Below are 18,667 nucleotides of genomic sequence, written 5' to 3' on the forward strand. Positions count from 1 at the left end.
TTCGGTGGTCATTGCGTTAGGGAAACGCCCGGTTACATTCCGAACCCGGAAGCTAAGCCTTTCAGCGCCGATGGTACTGCAGGGGGGACCCTGTGGGAGAGTAGGACGCCGCCGAACAAACATTGAGCCTCAACCCCCGGACATGGTCCGGGGGTTGAGGCATTTTTGCGTTCAGCTATGCAATACGGTCCAGGTCCGCCGCTGTGACCAGTCCCTCGAGTGGCTCGCCCCGTACGAAACGCTCGGTCTCCGCGACCGCGTACGCGCCGAGTCGCCGTACCTCGTTGCCCTGGGCGCCCGCGACGTGCGGGGTGACCAGGGCATTGCGCAGCGACAGCAACGGGTGGTCGGCCGACAGGGGTTCGGGCCAGGTGACGTCCAGATAGGCATTCAGCCGGCCTGCGGCGCACTCGCGCGTCAGAGCGTCCGTGTCGATGAGCGCGCCACGCGCGGTGTTGACCACGGTGGCCCCGTCGGGCAGGAGCGCGAGCCGACGGGCGTCCAGCAGGTGCCGGGTCTCCGGGAGCTCGGGCGCGTGGAGGCTGAGGACGCTGCTGCGGCGGCACAGGTCGTCCAGCGGTGCGAGCTCGGTGCCGAGGGCCGCGGCCTGCTGCTCCGTAATGTACGGATCGGCGAGGAGGACGCGGTAGTCGGCGTCGGACGCGGTGAGGCGGGCGATGACGCGGCGGCCTGTGCGGGAGGCCCCGACGATGCCGACCGTACGGCCGTCGGTGCCCTCGCGCTCGGCGAAGTGCGGCCAGCCGTCGGCGTATTGGGCCGCGCCCTGCAGGGCCTGCTTGGCGGCCAGCACGATGGTGGCGTACGTGAATTCGGCGACCGGGCCCGCGTTGGCGTCGGCGGCCGAGGAGACGGTGATGCCGTGCTGCCAGACCGCCGGGGTGATGTGCCCCTTCACCGAGCCCGCCGCGTGGATGACCGCGCGCAGACGGGGCGCCGCGTCGAGGATCTCCTCCGTCAGCGGCGGGCAGCCCCAGCCCGTGATGAGGATCTCGGCGTCGGCGAGTGCTGTCGCCGCAGCGCCGCCGGGGGAGCCGGAGCGAGCGGCTGCGCAGGCGCCTCCGTCGGCGCCGGAGAGGCCCGTCAGCGCCTCGGGCTCGATGTCAGGTGCCAGGTCGACGGTCTCGGACAGCCGGTCCCGCAGTTGCTCGGGGAGTACGGCCTCCGCGGCTTCGCGGGTCATGCAGATCACCGCGCTCGGACGGTCGGCCACGGCACACCCTTCCTTCCCTGAAGGCGCCGGGAACGGCTCGTACGTGCAGTAAGCGTTTACCCGAACCTGCCGGGTCGGCATCGTCCACTGTTCCCAGAGAGCTCCAGATCACATTGCGCGCCGTACGGGGACCGGTGCGAGCATCGAGACATGGGGTACGAGATACGGACCGTCCGCGCCGATGACTGGGCCGAGCTGAGGAAACTGCGGCTGGCCGCGCTGAGCGACCCCGTTGCGCGCGTCGCGTTCGTCGACACGTACGAGAAGAGCAGCGCGCAGTCCGAGGACTTCTGGCGCGGACGGGCCACGCCGATCGCCGAGGGCGGGGCCGCCACGAATGTGATCGCGGCCGACGAGGACGACGGCATGTGGGTCGCGATGCTCGCATTGCTCGACGAGACGGGCCAGTGCGCACCGGCTGCCGGCACGCCCGGGGTGATCGGCGAGGATGGGGCAACTCCGCCGCAGATTCATGTGGTGAGCGTGTACGTACGCCCTGAGCACCGCGGTACGGGCGTGGCCGAGCAGCTGTTCCGTACGGCCATCGACTGGACCTGGGGGAACACCAAGGCGGAGCGCATCCGCCTGTGGGTGCACGGCGACAACCCCCGTGCCGAGGCCTTCTACCGCAGGCTCGGCTTCGCCAGGACCGGCGAGACGATGGCCTTTCCGCCGGTGCCGGAGGAGACGGAGTACGAGATGGTGCTGGCGCGGTCGTGAGATGGGCGAGCTGGTGCGCCGGCGGCTTTGGGCCCGGCGGGCCCGGCGGCCCGGCGAGGCCCGCGCGCTTCAGCTCCAGGCGTCCCCGGCCAGGCTGCGGTGCGGCCAGCGCGCCCGCGCCTGCTCCTCGGAGCGGAGAATCGCGAGCGTCAGGAGGCCCTGGGCGGCGCCTCCTGCGAGCAGCTCGGGGAGTTGGGGGAGCGGCGCCACTGCGGCGACGTCGTCGAGGACGAGCGTGAGTGGTGGGTCGAGCCGGCCGGCGGATGACCGTGCGGCCATGCGGCGGCCGTGCTCGACCACGCTCGAGACGAGTGCGGTCAGCAGGGGCATCGCACCCGGGTGGGTCCGGGGATCCTCGATCGCTTCACCCACCACGTAAAGCGTTCCCCCCTCGGCGACGAAAGATTCCAGGGCCAGGGCGTCGGCGCGGGCCGGGTTGCAGGCGTTCCTGATGTGGATCGAGGAGAGCGCCGAGAGGGCGCGGGCGGTCAGCTGCTGGGCGACTTCGCGGCGCTCGGGGTGGGCGGTGAGGGTGCTCTCGAGCTCGCCCGCCGATCCGTGGGCGGCCTTGGGGTGCGTACGGAGGATGCGTACGGCGTCGTGCGCGGCGCTGCCGGACGCCCAGCGGTGCACCTGGCGGAACGGCTGCCCCCCGACGGCGGCGGCGTGCAGCCAGCAGCGCAGCAGCGTCTCCGCGGCGTCAGCCATCGCCGAGTCGAGGGCGTGCGCGGGCCGTACGGGGGCGAGCAGGGCGGCGGCGCGGGCAGCGGCGGCGTCGCGGGACTCGCAGCCGGCGGACGGGGACCAGCGGAGGCGGGCGGGGGTGTCGATGAGGTGGCTCGGGTCGTAGACGTGGACGGGGCCGAGCTTGGCTCGGGCGTCCTTGGTCTCGGCCCAGAGGGCGGGGTCGGACGTCGTGACGAGTACGGGGCCTTCGGCGGAACGGATCGCTTGCAGCGCGAGTTCCCTGCGGGGCGCGCTTCCCGTCCCGGTGAAGTGAACCCTGGCGGGGGGCTGCTGCCCGGGCCCGGCGGGCCGCCCCACGGCCACGGGTGCGGCGTCGGCTTCGCCGACGGACGCGTACGCGTGTGGATGGCGCGTGGCGCCGCCGTCGGTCGGTGCCGGTCCGCCTGAGGCGATGCCCGCGGTGGGGAAGGCCGTGCCTGCGCTCGGGTAGCCCGTGGCTGCGTCGGGCGACTCGCCGTGGGCCGTGAATCCGGGATGCTGGTCGGCCGATGGCGCGGGGCCGTCGACGTGGGCCGGGTCGGCGCCGGGGTGGGGGTGTGCGTTCCTCTGTCCGTTTCTCGGCGGGGAGGCCTCGGAGGGGGCTCCGTGGGCGGCGAGCGCGGAGGGCGTGGAGTGCGCAGGGAACGGCGCAGGGGATGCTTCTACGGGGCCCTGTGCCGCCTCTAGGGCACCGGACGGGCGCGAGGGCGCCGGGGCGGCCTCCGTGCTGCCCTCCGGGCGGGCCGTCCCCGCCTCAGAGGCGCCGTCGTGCCGCGCAGCCTCCGCCTCCGGGGCGCCGTCGTGCACGGCCGTCCCTGCCCCCTTGGCGTCTTCGTGCCGAGCCGCACCCCTCTCCCCCGCGCCCCTCAGCCCCGCCGCGCGCCACCGCGTCACCGCGCCGATCGCGAAGACCGCGAGGACGAAGAGCACCATCAGTTCGCCGATGAAGATGCCCCAGAACAACCCGTATCCCGACAGCTGGCTCGCCGGGGTCCCGGGCCAGGCCGAGGCCAAGTCGTGGGGTTGGGCGGCCAGGTGGCGCATGGCCACCGGGGTGTGGGTGAAGTGGACACCCTTCGGCCACGCGCCGTGGGCGAGGAGACCCGCCAGGCCCGTAGCCGTCCACACGAGCAGTGTCAGACCGAGCAGGAAGGCGAGTACGCCGACGAGCAGGCCGTCCGGGATGCCGCGCTCCGAGCCTCCCGGCCCTTCCGCCCCTCCCTGCCCGCGCGGTCTCGCTCCGGGTGCCGTCATGATGCCGCCATCTCGTCACGCCACCGTGGACTCGTCCGCGAGCTGTTCCCGTCGCTGCTGCTCCATCGCCTCCGCCGCGCGCGCCTCCGCTTCCGCCTCCGCCGCGCGCTCGACGGCCAGCGCCTCCTCGTCCGCGGAGGTCACCGGACGGTTCGCGCCCGGCCGGTGCACGCCCGGCCGGTTGGCCACCGGCTGCACGCCCGCCCCGCTTTCCTCCGCCTCCAGCGCGGCCGACTCCGTCATCGCCCGGTCGGTGTAGACGAGGGGTCGCTCGGCCTCCGTCACCAGGTGCTTGACGACCTGGACGTTTCCGTTCACGTCCCACACCGCGATACCGGGTGTCAGCGTCGGAATGATCTCGACCGCCCAGCGCGGGAGGCCAAGCACCCGCCCCGTCGCCCGTGCCTCATCGGCCTTCTGCGCGTAAATCGTCCGCGTCGACGCCATCTTCAGGATCGCCGCCGCCTCCCTCGCCGCCGCGCCGTCCACCACATCGCTCAAGTGGTGAACGACCGCCACGAAGCTCAGGCCCAGCCGCCGCCCGAACTTCAGCAGCCGCTGGAACAGCTGTGCCACGAAGGGCGAGTTGATGATGTGCCAGGCCTCCTCGACGAGGAAGATCCGCTTCTTCCTGTCCGGCCTGATCCAGGTGTGCTCCAGCCACACTCCCACGATCGCCATCAGGATCGGCATCGCGATCGAGTTGCGGTCGATGTGGGACAGGTCGAAGACGATCAGCGGGGCGTCCAGGTCGATGCCGACCGTCGTCGGCCCGTCGAACATGCCCCGCAGGTCACCGTCCACCAGCCGGTCCAGCACCAGCGCGACGTCCAGGCCCCAGGCCCGTACGTCGTCCAGGTCCACGTTCATCGCCTCCGCCGACTCCGGCTCCGGGTGGCGGAGTTGCTCGACGATGTCGGTGAGGACCGGCTGCCGGTCGGTGATCGTCTCGTTGACGTACGCATGCGCGACCTTGAGCGCGAAGCCGGCGCGCTCGTCGAGCCCGTGCCCCATCGCGACCTCGATGATCGTACGGAGCAGGGCCAGCTGGCCGGTCGTCGTGATCGAGGGGTCCAGCGGGTTGAGCCGGATCCCGCCGTCCAGGGCGGCCATCGGGTCGAGCCGGATCGGCGTTATGCCGAGCTCCTGGGCGATGAGGTTCCACTCGCCCACGCCGTCCTCGCCCTGCGCGTCCAGCACTACCACCTGCCGGTCGCGGAAGCGCAACTGCCGTAGGACGTACGTCTTCTCGAGCGCGGACTTGCCGTTGCCGGACTCGCCGAGGACCAGCCAGTGGGGGGCCGGGAGCTGCTGGCCGTAGAGCCGGAACGGGTCGTAGATGTAGCCCTTGCCGCTGTAGACCTCGCGCCCGATGATCACGCCGGAGTCGCCGAGGCCCGGTGCGGCCGTGGGCAGGTAGACGGCCTGCGCCTGGCCCGTGGACGTACGGACCGGCAGCCGGGTCGTCTCCACCTTCCCGAAGAGGAAGCTGGTGAACGCCTCGGTGACGGCGGTCAGCGGATCAGGCACAGCGGGGCTCCTACCGTTGAGTTCCCGTCGGGACAGCGTCGGATTGGCGTCGCATCAGCGTCGGATGCCGGTCGCGAACGGCAGCGTGTTCACGAACGCCCGGTGGTGTTCGCGGTCGCACCACTCCAGCTTCAGATACGACTTGCCCGCCGAGGCGCGGATCGTCCGCTTGTCACGCGCCAGGGCCTCGGGCGAGCGCGACGACACCGTGATGTACCCGACCAGGTTCACCCCGGCCGCGCCGCTCGCCAGGTCCTCCCCGCGCTGGTCAAGACGCCCGTGGTGCGCGATGTCGCGCGGGTCCACGGTCCGGTTCATCTTGGCCGCGCGGCTGGCCTCCGCCTCGTCGTTCGTCTTCTCCGTCAGCATCCGCTCGATGGCCACCTCGGTGGGCTCCAGGTCCATGCAGACCGCGACCGTACGGATCACGTCGGGTGTGTGGACGAGCAGCGGGGCGAGGAAGTTGACCCCGACCGGGGTCATCGGCCACTCCTTCACCCAGGCCGTGGCATGGCACCACGGGGCGCGGGTGGTCGACTCGCGCGTCTTCGCCTGCAGATACGTCGGCTCCATCGCGTCGAGCTCGGCTGGCCAGGCATTGCGCTGCGTCATCGCCTGGATGTGGTCGATGGGGTGGTCCGGGTCGTACATCGAGTGGATGAGGGAGGCGAGCCGCCCCTGCCCGAGGGGCTGCCTGACCCGGATGTCGGCCTCGGTGAGCCGCGCGCAGATGTCGGTCAGCTCGCGCGCCATGACCACGGCCAGGCCCGCGTCCTTGTCGAGCTTGCCGCGCCCCTGCCGGGTGGCGCGGGCCATCGCGTCCGCCTCCGCGGCCAGTTCGCGCGTGAAGTGCATGCAGGCGACCAGGTACGCGCGGTGCTGCTCGGAGGAGGTCGACACCATGGACTGGAGCTGGTCGTACGAGTCCTGGAGCCAGCCCGGTGCCCTCGGGTCGCCGCGCCGCTCCACGTCCTTCGCGTGCGCGTCGGGGTCGGCGGGCAGCGTACGGGCCAGCATCTGCAGCCGCGTCACGAAGCCGTCGCCGTTGGCCACATGCTTCAGCAGCGTCCCGAACCGGTCGACCAGCGCCTCCTGGTCCTCGCTGTCGCGCAGCCCGACGCCGGGGCCCTCGATCTCGATCGCAGCGGTGACCGTGCGCCGGTCGGCGTGCAGCAGTACGGCGATCTCGTCGGGCCCGAAGGGCGCCGCGAGCCAGCCGATCCGCCCGATGCCGGGCGGCGGGCCGACCTCGATCTCCCGCCCGTCGATGCGCGTGCCGGCCTCGGGCGCGGCGGAGCGGTAGGCGGCGCCCCGCTTGACGGTCCGCTTGTAGGTGCGGTTGATCTCGAACCACTTGTAGAACGTGCGGTGCTTGTACGGCACGTAGACGGCCGCCAGCGCCAGCATCGGGAAGCCCGTGAGCGTGCCGATGCGCAGCGGCAGGACAGGGATGAGCAGCCCGCCCATCATGCCGAGGAACGCGCCCACGATGATCAGCGCGATCTCGCCGGTCTCCCGGTTCTTGCCGATGACCGCGTTCGGCCGGGCCCGGCCGATGAGGTACGTGCGGCGGGGGGCGATCGGGTGGGACATGGGATGGGACATCTGGTGGGACTGCGTCGTCAACGCCCTTCACCTCCGGTGCGGTTGTCGGTGCGGGCTCGGCTGTCCGTACGGGGCGTGGGTACCGCGCCGCTGCGGCCGCCGGGGTGGGCGCCAGGACTCGCGGCGGGCCTGGGAGCGGCCGCCGGGCCGCGGCTGCTGTGCGCCGCCACGCCGCCGGTCACGGGGTTGGCGGGCTGCGGCGCCGAACGGGCGGAGCCGTCGTCCGCGCCGCCTCCGCCTCCGCTGCCGCGGCTGCTGTGGGTCTTGATGCCCTGCTTGACGAGCGCGGCGGGCGACGAGATGACGGCGGCGGCCGCGGCTCCGTCGGTGGCCGCCTTGCGACTGCTGCGGGCGCCGGCGATCTCGTCGCCGAAGCCGGGGACGAAGCGGTAGATCATCGCGCTGGCGAAGATGGCGAGCAGGATGATCGCGAGCCCGGAGACGACGGCGGAGAAGGAGTCCGGACCGTCCTCGGACGCGGACAGCGCCCCGGCGATACCGAGGACGATGATGATCACCGGCTTGACGAGGATCACAGCGATCATGATCCCCGCCCAGCGGCGCACATGCCCCCACATGTTCTTGTCGACCAGCCCCGCGTACACGACGGTCCCGAGCAGCGCCCCGACGTAGAGCAGCGCGGCTCGGATCACCAGCTCCATCCACAGCACGCCCGCGGCGAGGACGGAGACGAGGCTGACGACGATCAGCATGATCGGCCCGCCCCCGATGTCCTCGCCCTTCTTGAGGGCTTCGGAGAACGACCCGAAGAAGGCGTCGGTGCTGGCGGATGTGCCCGCCGCGATCACTTCCGTGATGCCGTCGGTCGCCGAGACGACCGTGTAGAGGATCAGCGGGGTGAATGCCGATGCGAGAACCGTCAGCCAGAGGAACCCGATGGCCTCGGTGATGGCTTCGGTGAACGGGACACCGCGGATGGCTCGCTTGGCGACGGCCAGCAGCCAGAGGAGGAGCGTGAGGACGGTGGACGCGGCGAAGACGACGGCGTACTGGCGGAGGAAGGCGGTGTTGGTGAAGTCGACGTTGGCTGTGCTGTCGACGGCCTTGGACAGCTTCCCGACGATCCACGCGGCTGCGTCGGCGCAGCCGCGGGCGAGGGAGGAGAGGGGGTCGAGGGGGTTGTTGTCGTTGAGGCCGTCGGCGTCGGGGCTGCGCGGAGCGCGGTCACCTTGCTCGCAGTAGTCCCTGGCAGGGCCTTGGATCAGAGCGCAGGGGTCGTTGCTCTCGTTCGGACTCGGAGTCGGCGTCGGAGCGGCGAACGCACGACTGCTCGCCAAGAGCAGGCTGGTCTGCACGCCCGCGGCGACGGACGCCAGAGCGACCAGCCGACGGCGACGGCTACCGGGCATAAGTGAACCCTCCATACCCCTCGACCGCCTCCGCGATCTCATCGGCGCCGGATGCCGTGGTGTCGCTGCGGACGGGGGCCGGGCCGCTCTTCTGCGAGTGCGACTCGACCTTCCAGTCGTTGCCCGTCCACGCGAGATTGAAGGTGATGGTGAACCAGTCGTCGGATACGGGCTTGGTGGAGCCCTCGCCTGCCAGCCCGAAGAGGCTCGTTGACCAGACCTCGACGGACGCGGATTCTTCCGAGTACTTCGTCACCTTGGTGCCGACGGGGATCGTCCTGTTCACGAAGGTCATGCCCTTGGGAGCGGAGCCGTCGGCGTTGAGACCCACGCTCTTTGCCAGGTCCCGGCCGTACGCCTTGTCCATGTCCCGCTGCATCGCATCGCGTCCTGACGGTGTCGCGATCGCGGCAACGATCTCGTGTCTCCGCTCCGTGCTGAACATCCCGTCACCCCCCAGCGCCACCGCGTAGTTCGCCGCCGCGCTCTGCGCCCCCTGCTCCGTCCGTGGGAAGCCCGACGCGATCCCCGCGTCCGAGCCCGAGACCGGTCTCTCGCCCGTCGGGGCCGTCGGCTGCGCCTTCGACCCTTTGCTGCTCGAACCTGCGCCGGAGGCGTCCCCGTCACCGCTGTTGTCGCGGTTCGCGAACGCGATGGCGGCGATCAGCAGAACCACAACACCCACGACGGTGATCATGCTCTTCGAGGGCCGGGCCGCGCCCCGAGCGCGCCGCACGTCCCCGTACGCCTCGCCGTCGGGCAAGCGGGTACGGGTCTGACGGCCGCGCGGGGCCGAGCCGGTGCCCATGTGCTCGCGCTCGTCGTAATCATGGCCGCCGATGCTCATACCGCGCCCGTCCCCTGCCCCTCTGCTGCTCAACCACAGTCGATCGTCCGTGCATTGTCTCCTTAAGACGACGTTAGCGGTGCGACCGGCCGTGCGGGCGAACTGCGAACCGGGGATTGCATTATGAGACACCTCGCCTGTAGCGCCGGTGTCGCAGTGGACGTTCGGAAGCGGTTACGCCCTCCGCCGGCACGCGGGGGATGGCGCCGTGCGGCCGGCCGGCGGCCCGCGTTGATCAACGACCGTCGGTGAGGGCCAGGTTCCCGGCCTTGATACGGCTGAGGAGCGCCCGTATGGCCGGACGGGACGCCGTGAGTATCGCAGCGGGCTCGTCGCTCTCCCGGAGGTGGAGCGTGCCGTCGGGAGCGGCGGCGAGCTCAACGCAGTTGGTGTTGGGGTCGCCGCTGCTGAAGGATGACTTCTGCCAGATCAGTTCCGCCATGGAGTTCCCTCTCTCACAGTACGTACAGCAGATGCTGCAAGAGGCTAAGCGAATCTCGCGTCTCGTAGGACGTTCGTTCGGACTCCGGAACCACTGGGGGCAGCGCCAGTGTTGCGAGGCGGTCGAAGATGTCCGCGTACCGAGTGAGGTGTTCCGGGTCGTCCAGGAAGACCGAACCGGCGTCGTGCTCCAGGTAGATCGTGCTGAGTGCGGGATCTGCCGCACCGAAGATGACGAACGGAGTTCCGACTGCGGGAAGTGTCCCGGACTTGAACGGCACGATCTGGACAGTGATGTGGGGCAACCGAGCCACGTCGATGAGGTGAACAATCTGGCGGCGCATGATCGCGGTGTCGACGAAGTGCATCTGGAACGCCGCTTCATGAATGATCGCGTGGTAGGTCGGGGCAGAGCCGTGGGTCAGCACCTCCTGCCGCTGGAGCCGGAACTCCAGCCCGCGGTCTACAAACTTGGCCGTACTGTTTGGGAAGGCAGCTGTGATGAGGGCCTTGAGATACTCCGGGGTCTGAAGCAGACCCGGCAGGTGCAGGGGCTCGAAACCGCTGAGATGGGTGGCCATTGACTCCATCTCGGCCAGATCACGCGCACCGGCAGTGGTGTCCCGCCTGTGCTGGTGCCACCAACCGCGAGGGGCCTCGCTCCAAGTGACCAGAGCCTCGGTGAAGGTTTTGGATTCACAGCCGTAGGCAGTCAGGAGCGCTCGCAGCTTGTCCTCGGGGATCGCTGTGCGTCCCGACTCGATGTGGCCGAGGTGGGCGCCGCTCAAGCCCGCGTACGCACCCGCCTCGGCTGCTGTCATGCGCGTAGCGTCACGCAGTCGGCGCAGCTCAATGCCTAGTCGGCGCTGTCTCTGTGTCGGGCTGGTGCGAAGTCCCATGGTGCTCTCCTAGCAGCCGCGACGCACAGGCTGTGACGGGAACGGCTGTGGCTCACTCGATAGTGGCAAGTGGCCCTCTTTGTACGTGAATTAGAAACCTGAGCGCCTATCTTCAGAACCACACCAACCCCGGGTCGGCGTAAGCCGGAAGCGCACCGTGCCCTCCCCTCGTCGGGAGCCGACGGCATCGCCACCGCTGCGGGCCGGGGCTTTCATAGACCCGTACCGCCCGGAGTAGGCCATGTGCCCAAGCCCCGTCCCTGTCCCCGACTTCTCGCTCACCTTCCCGCCGGACCCCGCGTGGGTCCGTACCTGCCGGGAGACCGTGCGTACGTCCACGCTGACCCTCAAGCAGCCCACCGCCCTCACCGAACTCGCCGTCCTGCTCACATCCGAGAGCGTCACCAACGCGATCAACGCCTGTACCGGCTCCGGCTGCCCGTATCCCATCACCCTCTACGGCGAGTGGCTGGCCACAGGCCCCCTCCGTATCCACGTCAGGGATGCCGCACCGGGCGTACCCGCAGCTCACAGCCTCACCGAGCACTCCGAACACGGCCGCGGGATGTACCTCATCGCGGAGCTCGCAAGCCGACACGGGATCTGCCTGGACGGGCCGGGGCCCGGCAAGTCCTTCTGGTTCCAGCTGGAGGAGGGCGTCCTGTGACAGGGGGCGCGACGTGGTGGTCGTGGCGGCGGAACGTCGTACGGCTGGGGCCGGGCCGGTTACGCGCTGCCGCAGAGCTGCTCAGGAAAGCCACCGGGCTGCGCGTGGAGGTCCTGCCGGCCGCCCCGTCCCGGTGCGGCAAGCACGTGGGCATCGTGCGAGTGCTTGGGGCCGCGATCGGGTCGCGGCTGCCCGCGGGGCTGATCGCCGCAGAGGGCGTCTCCGTCCGTATGCCGGACGACCCGGACGATTACGTGACGCCCGACCTCACCGTCTGCCCCTCCCGTTTCCTCGACTCGGACGAGAGCCTGATCCATCCCCAGGATGTGGAACTCGCGGTCGAGCTGGTCGCACAGCCCGCCGACGCGCAGGAAATCACCGCCAGGATCGGCCAGTACGCCACCGCCGCGGTACGAACCCTGCTGCTCATCGACCCCGGCGAGGGCGTATGGGCCCAATACACGCGGCCCCGAGCCACCACGTACCAGCAGGCCCTGCACGGCGACTACGGCGACCAGATCCCGCTTCCCGACCCCTTCGGCTTTCCCGTCGCCACCAGCCCGCTCCCGCGCTACGGAGCCCCCGCCGGCCGCCGCGCGGTCCCGAGAGCCGGTCGGGCGCATCCAACAGGCCGGGTGCGGGTGCGACGGTTATCCACAGGGGTCGCGGGTTTGTGGAAGACCCGCTGTGCTTGAGGCATGAACGGCAACCGCGTTGGGTGCCAGCAGCGGCTGGGGAAGGGCGTCTGGGTCGGCGGGGATGGCTCACCGGAGTCGGGCAAGTTCTACGGTTCTACGGGCTCTCCGGCCCGTCGTCGACGAAGTGGTCGAACTCGTCGTTCTGTACGCCCAGAACGAATGCCTTCCACTTGGCCACTGTCGTCGTCACGATGTTGTCCGGGTCGTCGGTGCTCCGGATGTGGACGAGATCGCCATCCCCGGTCGCGACCTCGATGGACTCGCCTTCCGGGCTGTCCGAGGCCCGGACCCACTCGAGACCGTTCCCATCGCCCATGAGGCCACCCTACGGCGCATGGCCGGGGGCCGGTCCCGGGGGCTAGACCGCCATCCCGTAGACGATGGTGAACAGCGTGCCGAGCGAGCCGATGATGAAGACGCCGGTCAGGCCCGCGACGATGAGGCCCTTGCCCTGTTCCGCGCTGAACGTGTCGCGCAGCGCCGTGGCCCCGATGCGCTGCTTGGCCGCGCCCCAGACGGCGAGGCCGAGGCAGAGCAGGATCGCGACCGCCATCACGACCTCGATCATGACGCGCGCCTCGTTCCCGAGGCTCCCGAACGGCCCCCAGTCCGGGGCGATGCCGCCGATGATGGTGTTGATGTCGCCCTTTTCGGCTGCCAGGAACATGTTCTAACTCACCGGCCCCTGTTGACTAGTTGTACGTGCCCCTGCCACAGGGCACGGGTCGGCCTCCATCTTCCTCTAGCTTCACCGACGATGGCGCCTGGGGGGTCGACTTGGCGGCAAAATTTGGCGGAATCCGTGCCATCACTGGGCTCGGTCCGTGCCCCTGGCTGGGGCCGGCTGGGCGCAGGGCGGCCCCGGTGCGCGCCCGGGACGTCGTCGTGTCAGCCCTCCCGCCTATAGTGACCTCCCGTATCGGGTGTATTGCATCGCGTAATGGTCGGCTGTGGGCGACAGGGGGAGGGCCAAAGGGATGACCGACACCAGGCAGGAGCTGCGGCCTCCTGCATGCATCCGTACGCGGGAGGGCAGTGCCCAGTACGGTGGAATCACCGCAGGGCAGGAGCCGGGACACGTCGCCGACTCCGCCCGGGCCGCTCCCGAGCCACCGACGCCGCAGGGAAGAAGGGGACGAGCCGTGAACATGCCCGCCATGCGTCCCCGCCCCGGCAATCTGCGCGATGTCGCCCAGCAAGTCGAAGAGTCGACCGGGCTGCGTGTCGAGGTCTTGGGAGGAAGCCTCGTGATGTCCCCTACCCCGCGCGGCAAGCACGCGGGTGTCATTTACCAGCTGGAGGAGGCGATCAGGCCCGCCCTGCCCGCGACTCTGGTGGCGGCCGAGGTGGCCTCGATCGAGATGCCCGACGACCCCGATGATTACTCGACGCCCGACCTCACTGTGTGTCCGGCGGACTTTCTGGGGTCCGATGACTGGCTCATCGATCCCCGTGACGTCGAGCTCGCTGTCGAGGTGATCTCCAAGTCCGAGAAAGCCAGGGGGATTGCCGACAAGAAGGACTGGTACGCCCTCGCGGGAGTCAAGTCCCTTCTGGTTGTTGATCCTCGCCATGGCACGTGGGCGCTCCACACGCGGCCCAAAGAGGGCGTGTACCGGGGGGCGTTGCACGGCGAATACGGGGAGGAGATCCCGCTTCCGGCGCCGCTCTCCTTCGATGTCGCGACCGACCGCTTCCCGCTCTATGGGCCGAATCGCAACGCGACGGCTGCGGCGCCGGACAGCTGAACGTCGTCTGCCCGGCAGGCGGCAGATCAGCCGCCAACTGCGGGCAGATTCAGCGACTCCGACTGATCGTCGCCCCGAACCACGCTTCTCGACGGCCCGTCCATACTCATCTCGGGTATTCGTGAGGGGATTCCGAGTCGAGCAACTGCTGCAAATCCAGTACGAGGATCAGCGAGTAGCGTCCCAGGGAAGCAAGATTCCTGAAGATGTGTCGCGCAAGGTCTTCTTGCCGCGCCATATCCGAATCGAAGTCTCGGACGGTGAACAGCGAATCGTACCGCTCGAAGTGGATGCCGTAGGCTTCCTCATACTCGTGCGAGAACTCGACCTCGACTGCCGCGTGGCCGAGGTTCACGGCGTAATCGATGAATTCGGAGTCCACCGGCTTCAGGTTCACGCCGCACGCGGACGAGATGTCGGCGACGAGCTGCTCCCGGGGGTGACCAGGGTGGATGAAGACGTAGTGATATTCGCTCACGGATACCTCTAGGGCCAATGGATGTGGAAGCCGTCGCCGATGATCCTGATGGAGTTCATCCTGCCAGCTGGATTGTTCCGCAGGAACTTCCCCATCCCCTCGCGCGCTCCGCTCTCGCTGAGGCCGCTGCCTCGCGCGTCGATGATGGCATCTCGCGCCTGCTTCTTTGCCGTGTTGAGTGTGTTCTTGATGGCATTGGGTGCAGCACCGGGCTGGAGGGTCTTGAACTCGGTGGGTACGCCGTCCACGAGGGCATCAGGGGTCCTCTGCCCCTCAACGGTAGACTCCTTGAGTGCCTTGACGTTCTTGCCTTCCGCCTGAAGGGATTCGGCTATCTTGCGTTCCTTGGGACTGAACGCCTTCTCGGACTCGTCGATAGCTCCCTTCCCTTGTCCAGGACTCCCTTCCTGAGGCTTGGCCTCGGTCGGCCGCTCTCTTTCTCCACCGTGGACGCCGCCGTCAGCTCCGGCGGCCATGAGGACGATGCCGGCCGTGCCGAGGGCGGCCGCATTGACCACCGCCTCGGTGGTGATGGCGCCCGCCACCACCCCGCCGCCCGCCAAGGCGAGGCCGCCAGGCGGGATGAGGGCGAACAGGGCAAGCAGGAGCAGGACGAAGCCGAGGTAGAGGAGGAACTCATCCAGCGCGGCCAGGAGATGGGCCTGCTTGGTGAGGACCTCTTCGTCTGCGGGCGTGCCCTTCAGGCGGAGGGTCAGCAGCAGAGTTCCCGTCGTGGCCGAGCCCAGGGCGGTCCAGAGGCGGAAGCGGATCGTCGCCAGTGTCTCGCCGACCGGAAGGGCCGCAGTGGTGCGCCAGGCGCGCAGCAGGACGTACAACTGCCAGGCGATCCAGGCCAGTCCCGCGATCCCGAGACCGACCATGAGGGTGGGGCCGCTGCCGGTGGAGAAGAACTCCTGGATCCCCTTGGTGGACGGGAAGGAGCCCAGGCCCAGGAAGACAACGGATGGGAGCGCGAGCAGCAGCGGGATGAGCATGAGCCAGCGGCGGGCTCGGCCGCGGGCGGCGCGGGCGGCCTTGAGTTGGGCGCGTATTCGGGCCGAGTTCCAGGCGTCCGCGTGGTTGCTCGCGTTCATCCGCGCCGCGATCGCCGCCACCGCATGGTGCAGCGGTTCCAGCTGGTTCGGTGGGGTCCGGGCCGCGGCGGCGTAGAACAGGGAGCGGCGGAGCTGGGCGAAGCGCACAGCGATCAGGGCCGTCCACGGAATGCACCAGCTGCCGAAGCCCGCCAGCGCCGTCAGACCCGCCTTCCCGGCCTGCTCGTCGCTCAGCAGCACCCCGGGAACGGCCGTCTTCGCGCGGTGGAGTTGGAGGAAGTCCACGGCCATTGCGGCCAGCATGCAGATCAGCGGGGCCGCTCCCACCAGGTCGTCGCCCACTCCCGACAACCACTGTGCCCAGCCGGGCGGGTCCGCCTTCGGGCGCCCGGTGTAGTTGGTCAGGGTGTGGTGGCCGATCGCGAACGCCAGCGGCGCCACGGCCGCAAGCTTCGCCCAACCGCGGCCGCGCAGCAGCAGCCCCGCACCCAGCGCACCCACAGCGCCCCACGCCAAGTGGAGGTTGGTGCTCAGAGTGCCGCCGGGATGCCCAAGTTCGACCACCCCGATAGAGGCCGGAAGCCAGGTGGAGAGCACCTGGCCCCAGTCGGGGATATAGCCCGCGACCAGGCTGATGCCGCCCGGCAGCATCCAGCCCCCGCCCGGGTAAGGGGTCGCCCGCTCGGCATCCAGAGCGTGCTGCAGCAAGACCTCCAGCAGCCCGAACCCGGCGCCAAGACCTGCGCCGAGCACCACGTAGTCCGCCAGCCCCAACTGGTAGCGGATCTTCAGATTCCAGCCGACCAGCAACAGCGGCACGATCTTCGCCAGTTCCTCGACCACCGGAGCGACCGTGTAGCTCGAGGCCTGCACCACGTCCGCGAGCGGGTCACCGCTCCACGCCGCCATGCCCCGCGTGTAGCCCCACTCCACCAGCACCGTGGCGACACCGCTGCCGTAGACGCCGAGCACGATGGTCAACAGCACCGTGGACAGCCGCACCGACCGCGCCGGCCACGCCAGCACCGCCAACTGCAGAACCCCGTAGACCGCCGCGGTCACCATGATGAACGCCACGCCAAGTCCCCCCGCTGGCCTACGTTTACGGTGCGCTTACGCTACTGCACGGTTTTGTCGCTTCCGAAACCCAGTTTGAACGGCTCCCCCGACCTCGAGCCCGACCCCGGCCCCCACACCGGCCCTGGACCTCTCCCCATCGTTCGCCGGTGCGTCGACGTGATTTCGGCCAAACCGTCGGGCACCCCGAGACCAAACACCCCCCGATGGGAGAGGGTTGGAGGGTGCGGAAATTCTGGGTTGCCGGTGGAGTCGGCATCGGGCTGTGTCTCTGCTTTCTCGCGCTCCTCGTCGTCGGCACGTACACCGCCGCGGCGGGCATCGCCAGCGGTACGGGCCGGGGGGCCGGGCTGGCCAAGGGGGCGGTGCCGGCCGCGTACCAGCCGCTCGTGCAGAAGTGGGGCACTCTCTGCGACTCCATCAGCCCCGCACTGCTCGCGGCGCAGCTGTACCAGGAGAGCGGCTGGAACCCGAGGGCCCAGAGCCACGCCGAGGCCCAGGGGATCGCGCAGTTCATCCCCGGCACCTGGGCGACCCACGGCATCGACGGGGACGGGGACGGTGACCGGGACGTCTGGGACCCGGCGGACGCCATCCCGTCCGCGGCCTCGTACGACTGTGAGCTCGCGCGGTACGTGAAGGACGTCCCCGGCGACCGCACGGCCAACATGCTGGCCGCCTACAACGCGGGCGCGTACCGCGTGATCCGCGCCGGCGGTGTCCCGGCGATCCGCGAGACGCAGAACTACGTCAAGATCATCACGACCCTCGCCAAGAGCTTCGAGGCGCCGACGGGCAGGGTCCCGGCGTCGCGGCAGGCCGCGGGGGCGATCTACTACGCGCAGAAGAAGCTCGGCACGCCGTACTTGTGGGGCGGCGACGGCACGGCGGCGGACGGCGGACGGTTCGACTGCTCGGGCCTGACGAAGGCGGCGTACGAGACGGTGGGGATCGAGCTGCCGCGAGTCGCCAACGATCAGTACAACGCCGGGTCCCACCCGGCCAGGGACGAGCTGATGCCGGGCGATCTGGTCTTCTTCTCGGACGACCTGACCGACTCGCGGGCGATCCGGCACGTCGGCCTCTACGTCGGCGGCGGCTACATGATCAATGCGCCGTACACGGGCGCCGTGATCCGTTTCGACAAGATCGATACGCCGGACTACTTCGGCGCGACCCGGGTCACCGAGGACGGTGCGGAGGCGCTGCCAACCGCCGACGCCTCCTAGCGCGAGTCGCCGCCACGCGGCCCTGAGCTGCGACGATGAGTCACTCTTGGATAACGTCCTGGTGATCGTTCGGTGGAGAGCGGAACGCCGCGGGAAGCGTCGGCGTTCCCTGGACTGGGGACGCAGCACCTCAACCGCCCGGGGGTCAGCAGCAGGCACGTACGAACACAGAGACAAGGGGCCGCGGCAGATGGCTGGAGTCGAGTCGACCGGGTCGAACCCCGACGTTTCCCTGCTCTACGACATCAACGGGTTCGCCGCCGACGCGCCACGCTGGTTCGACCGGGTCATGGAGTGGACGGGCGAGTACGGGATCATGGCCGGGCTGGTGCTGCTCATGGTCTGGTGCTGGTGGGCCGTCAGAGAGCGGGAGGATGCGCCGACCACCGTCGCCGGGCTGATCTGGGCGCCGCTCGCGGCCGGTCTCGCCCTGCTCGTCAACGTTCCGATCCGCGGCTTCGTCGAGCGCCCCAGACCCTTCGTCGACCACAGGGGGCTCGAGGTCCTCGTCGCCGGAAAGACCGATTTCTCCTTTGTCAGCGACCACGCGACGATGGCGATGGCCCTCGGCGTCGGAGTCTTCGTCGCCAACCGGAAGTTCGGGCTCGCCGGGATCGCGCTCGCCCTGCTGGAGGGCTTCTGCCGCGTCTATATGGGCGTGCACTACCCGACGGACGTCATCGGCGGATTCGCGCTCGGCACGGCGGTCGCCCTGCTGCTCGCCCCGGCGGCGATGGCGCTCCTCACGCCACTGACGCACGCCGTCGTGGACTCGCGGCGCGGGGGGTGGCTCGTACGGGGCGCGGGCGGCGTACCGGGCATGGGCGTACGGGACCCGCAGGCGCGGGAAGTCGCGGCTGCGGGCGGCGCTGACGGAGGGTCGGGCACTGGGGCGGCGGGGGCACCTCCGGCGGAGCGAGAGGGAGGCTCGGGCGGTTCGCCGGGCTCGGGCGGTTCGCCGGGCTCGGGCGAGCCGGGCGGCTCCGGCGGCTCCGGCGGCGACAAGGACCTCGCCGCTTAGGGCGTGTCCGGTGGATCGTGGCGCCCGCGGGCGGAGGTCGCTGCGGGCCCCTGCGGGGAAAGGCCCGCCGG

Annotated in this window: 18 protein-coding genes and 1 rRNA gene; 7 read left to right on the forward strand and 12 right to left on the reverse strand. The window is 70.0% G+C overall.

The genetic code is table 11. From position 1 onward, the window contains the following. Positions 1 to 117, forward strand: a 5S ribosomal RNA gene (gene rrf / locus ACTWP8_RS31625). 58 nt (positions 118 to 175) lie between these two features. Here the strand turns inward: rrf and ACTWP8_RS31630 are convergent. Then, a complete protein-coding gene (locus ACTWP8_RS31630; protein WP_443325516.1) occupies positions 176 to 1,231 on the reverse strand; it encodes a hydroxyacid dehydrogenase in 1,056 nt (351 codons plus the stop codon). 150 nt (positions 1,232 to 1,381) lie between these two features. On the opposite strand from ACTWP8_RS31630, the gene ACTWP8_RS31635 reads away from it, so the two are divergent. Further along, positions 1,382 to 1,951: a GNAT family N-acetyltransferase gene (locus tag ACTWP8_RS31635; protein WP_443325517.1), complete on the forward strand. Its 570-nt coding sequence runs from the start codon at positions 1,382 to 1,384 to the stop codon at positions 1,949 to 1,951. A gap of 69 nt (positions 1,952 to 2,020) precedes the next feature. Here ACTWP8_RS31635 and ACTWP8_RS31640 read toward each other — a convergent pair whose 3' ends face one another. From ACTWP8_RS31640 to ACTWP8_RS31670, 7 genes are all read right to left on the reverse strand, one after another. Continuing rightward, positions 2,021 to 3,931: a hypothetical protein gene (locus ACTWP8_RS31640; RefSeq protein WP_443325518.1), complete on the reverse strand. Its 1,911-nt coding sequence runs from the start codon at positions 3,929 to 3,931 to the stop codon at positions 2,021 to 2,023. A 15-nt stretch (positions 3,932 to 3,946) separates the two neighbouring features. Continuing rightward, positions 3,947 to 5,461, reverse strand: a complete 1,515-nt coding sequence (locus ACTWP8_RS31645; protein WP_443325519.1) for an ATP-binding protein — start codon at positions 5,459 to 5,461, stop codon at positions 3,947 to 3,949. Positions 5,462 to 5,515: 54 nt separating this feature from the next. Next, positions 5,516 to 7,054, reverse strand: a complete 1,539-nt coding sequence (locus ACTWP8_RS31650; protein ID WP_443318240.1) for an SCO6880 family protein — start codon at positions 7,052 to 7,054, stop codon at positions 5,516 to 5,518. A 29-nt stretch (positions 7,055 to 7,083) separates the two neighbouring features. Beyond that, positions 7,084 to 8,436, reverse strand: coding sequence for a hypothetical protein (locus tag ACTWP8_RS31655; protein ID WP_443325520.1), 1,353 nt, complete (start codon positions 8,434 to 8,436; stop codon positions 7,084 to 7,086). Then, a complete protein-coding gene (locus ACTWP8_RS31660) occupies positions 8,426 to 9,283 on the reverse strand; it encodes a hypothetical protein (protein ID WP_443325521.1) in 858 nt (285 codons plus the stop codon). The genes ACTWP8_RS31655 and ACTWP8_RS31660 overlap by 11 nt, the downstream gene beginning before the upstream one ends. A gap of 235 nt (positions 9,284 to 9,518) precedes the next feature. Next, positions 9,519 to 9,725 carry a DUF397 domain-containing protein gene (locus ACTWP8_RS31665; protein WP_443325522.1) on the reverse strand — a complete coding sequence of 69 codons (207 nt, stop codon included), beginning with the start codon at positions 9,723 to 9,725 and terminating at the stop codon, positions 9,519 to 9,521. Positions 9,726 to 9,738: 13 nt separating this feature from the next. Further along, a complete protein-coding gene (locus ACTWP8_RS31670) occupies positions 9,739 to 10,623 on the reverse strand; it encodes a helix-turn-helix domain-containing protein (protein ID WP_443325523.1) in 885 nt (294 codons plus the stop codon). Between the two features lie 241 nt (positions 10,624 to 10,864). On the opposite strand from ACTWP8_RS31670, the gene ACTWP8_RS31675 reads away from it, so the two are divergent. Both ACTWP8_RS31675 and ACTWP8_RS31680 read left to right on the forward strand, forming a co-directional pair. Further along, positions 10,865 to 11,290 (forward strand): ATP-binding protein, encoded by a 426-nt coding sequence (locus tag ACTWP8_RS31675; protein ID WP_443325524.1) that lies wholly within the window; start codon positions 10,865 to 10,867, stop codon positions 11,288 to 11,290. After that, positions 11,287 to 11,985, forward strand: coding sequence for a Uma2 family endonuclease (locus tag ACTWP8_RS31680; RefSeq protein WP_443325525.1), 699 nt, complete (start codon positions 11,287 to 11,289; stop codon positions 11,983 to 11,985). Before ACTWP8_RS31675 ends, ACTWP8_RS31680 begins: the two co-directional genes overlap by 4 nt. Before the next feature lie 97 nt (positions 11,986 to 12,082). Here the strand turns inward: ACTWP8_RS31680 and ACTWP8_RS31685 are convergent, their stop codons facing one another. Both ACTWP8_RS31685 and ACTWP8_RS31690 read right to left on the reverse strand, forming a co-directional pair. Continuing rightward, positions 12,083 to 12,304, reverse strand: coding sequence for a DUF397 domain-containing protein (locus ACTWP8_RS31685; RefSeq protein WP_443325526.1), 222 nt, complete (start codon positions 12,302 to 12,304; stop codon positions 12,083 to 12,085). A 42-nt stretch (positions 12,305 to 12,346) separates the two neighbouring features. Then, complete coding sequence (locus tag ACTWP8_RS31690) at positions 12,347 to 12,655, reverse strand: hypothetical protein (protein WP_443318219.1); 309 nt, start codon at positions 12,653 to 12,655, stop codon at positions 12,347 to 12,349. A gap of 481 nt (positions 12,656 to 13,136) precedes the next feature. On the opposite strand from ACTWP8_RS31690, the gene ACTWP8_RS31695 reads away from it, so the two are divergent. Beyond that, positions 13,137 to 13,736, forward strand: a complete 600-nt coding sequence (locus ACTWP8_RS31695) for a Uma2 family endonuclease (protein ID WP_443325582.1) — start codon at positions 13,137 to 13,139, stop codon at positions 13,734 to 13,736. A 106-nt stretch (positions 13,737 to 13,842) separates the two neighbouring features. On the opposite strand, the gene ACTWP8_RS31700 is transcribed toward ACTWP8_RS31695, so the two are convergent. Further along, positions 13,843 to 14,214, reverse strand: coding sequence for a hypothetical protein (locus tag ACTWP8_RS31700; RefSeq protein ID WP_443318216.1), 372 nt, complete (start codon positions 14,212 to 14,214; stop codon positions 13,843 to 13,845). Between the two features lie 8 nt (positions 14,215 to 14,222). Beyond that, positions 14,223 to 16,346 carry a CdiA C-terminal domain-containing protein gene (locus tag ACTWP8_RS31705; RefSeq protein WP_443325527.1) on the reverse strand — a complete coding sequence of 708 codons (2,124 nt, stop codon included), beginning with the start codon at positions 16,344 to 16,346 and terminating at the stop codon, positions 14,223 to 14,225. Positions 16,347 to 16,570: 224 nt separating this feature from the next. On the opposite strand from ACTWP8_RS31705, the gene ACTWP8_RS31710 reads away from it, so the two are divergent. Next, on the forward strand, positions 16,571 to 17,575 hold the full coding sequence (locus ACTWP8_RS31710) for a C40 family peptidase (RefSeq protein ID WP_443325528.1): 1,005 nt from the start codon (positions 16,571 to 16,573) through the stop codon (positions 17,573 to 17,575). 190 nt (positions 17,576 to 17,765) lie between these two features. Further along, positions 17,766 to 18,596 carry a phosphatase PAP2 family protein gene (locus tag ACTWP8_RS31715; protein ID WP_443325529.1) on the forward strand — a complete coding sequence of 277 codons (831 nt, stop codon included), beginning with the start codon at positions 17,766 to 17,768 and terminating at the stop codon, positions 18,594 to 18,596. The last annotated feature ends 71 nt before the right edge of the window (positions 18,597 to 18,667 follow it).

The organism is Streptomyces sp. 7N604, from assembly GCF_052245475.1.
GTDB lineage: Bacteria > Actinomycetota > Actinomycetes > Streptomycetales > Streptomycetaceae > Streptomyces.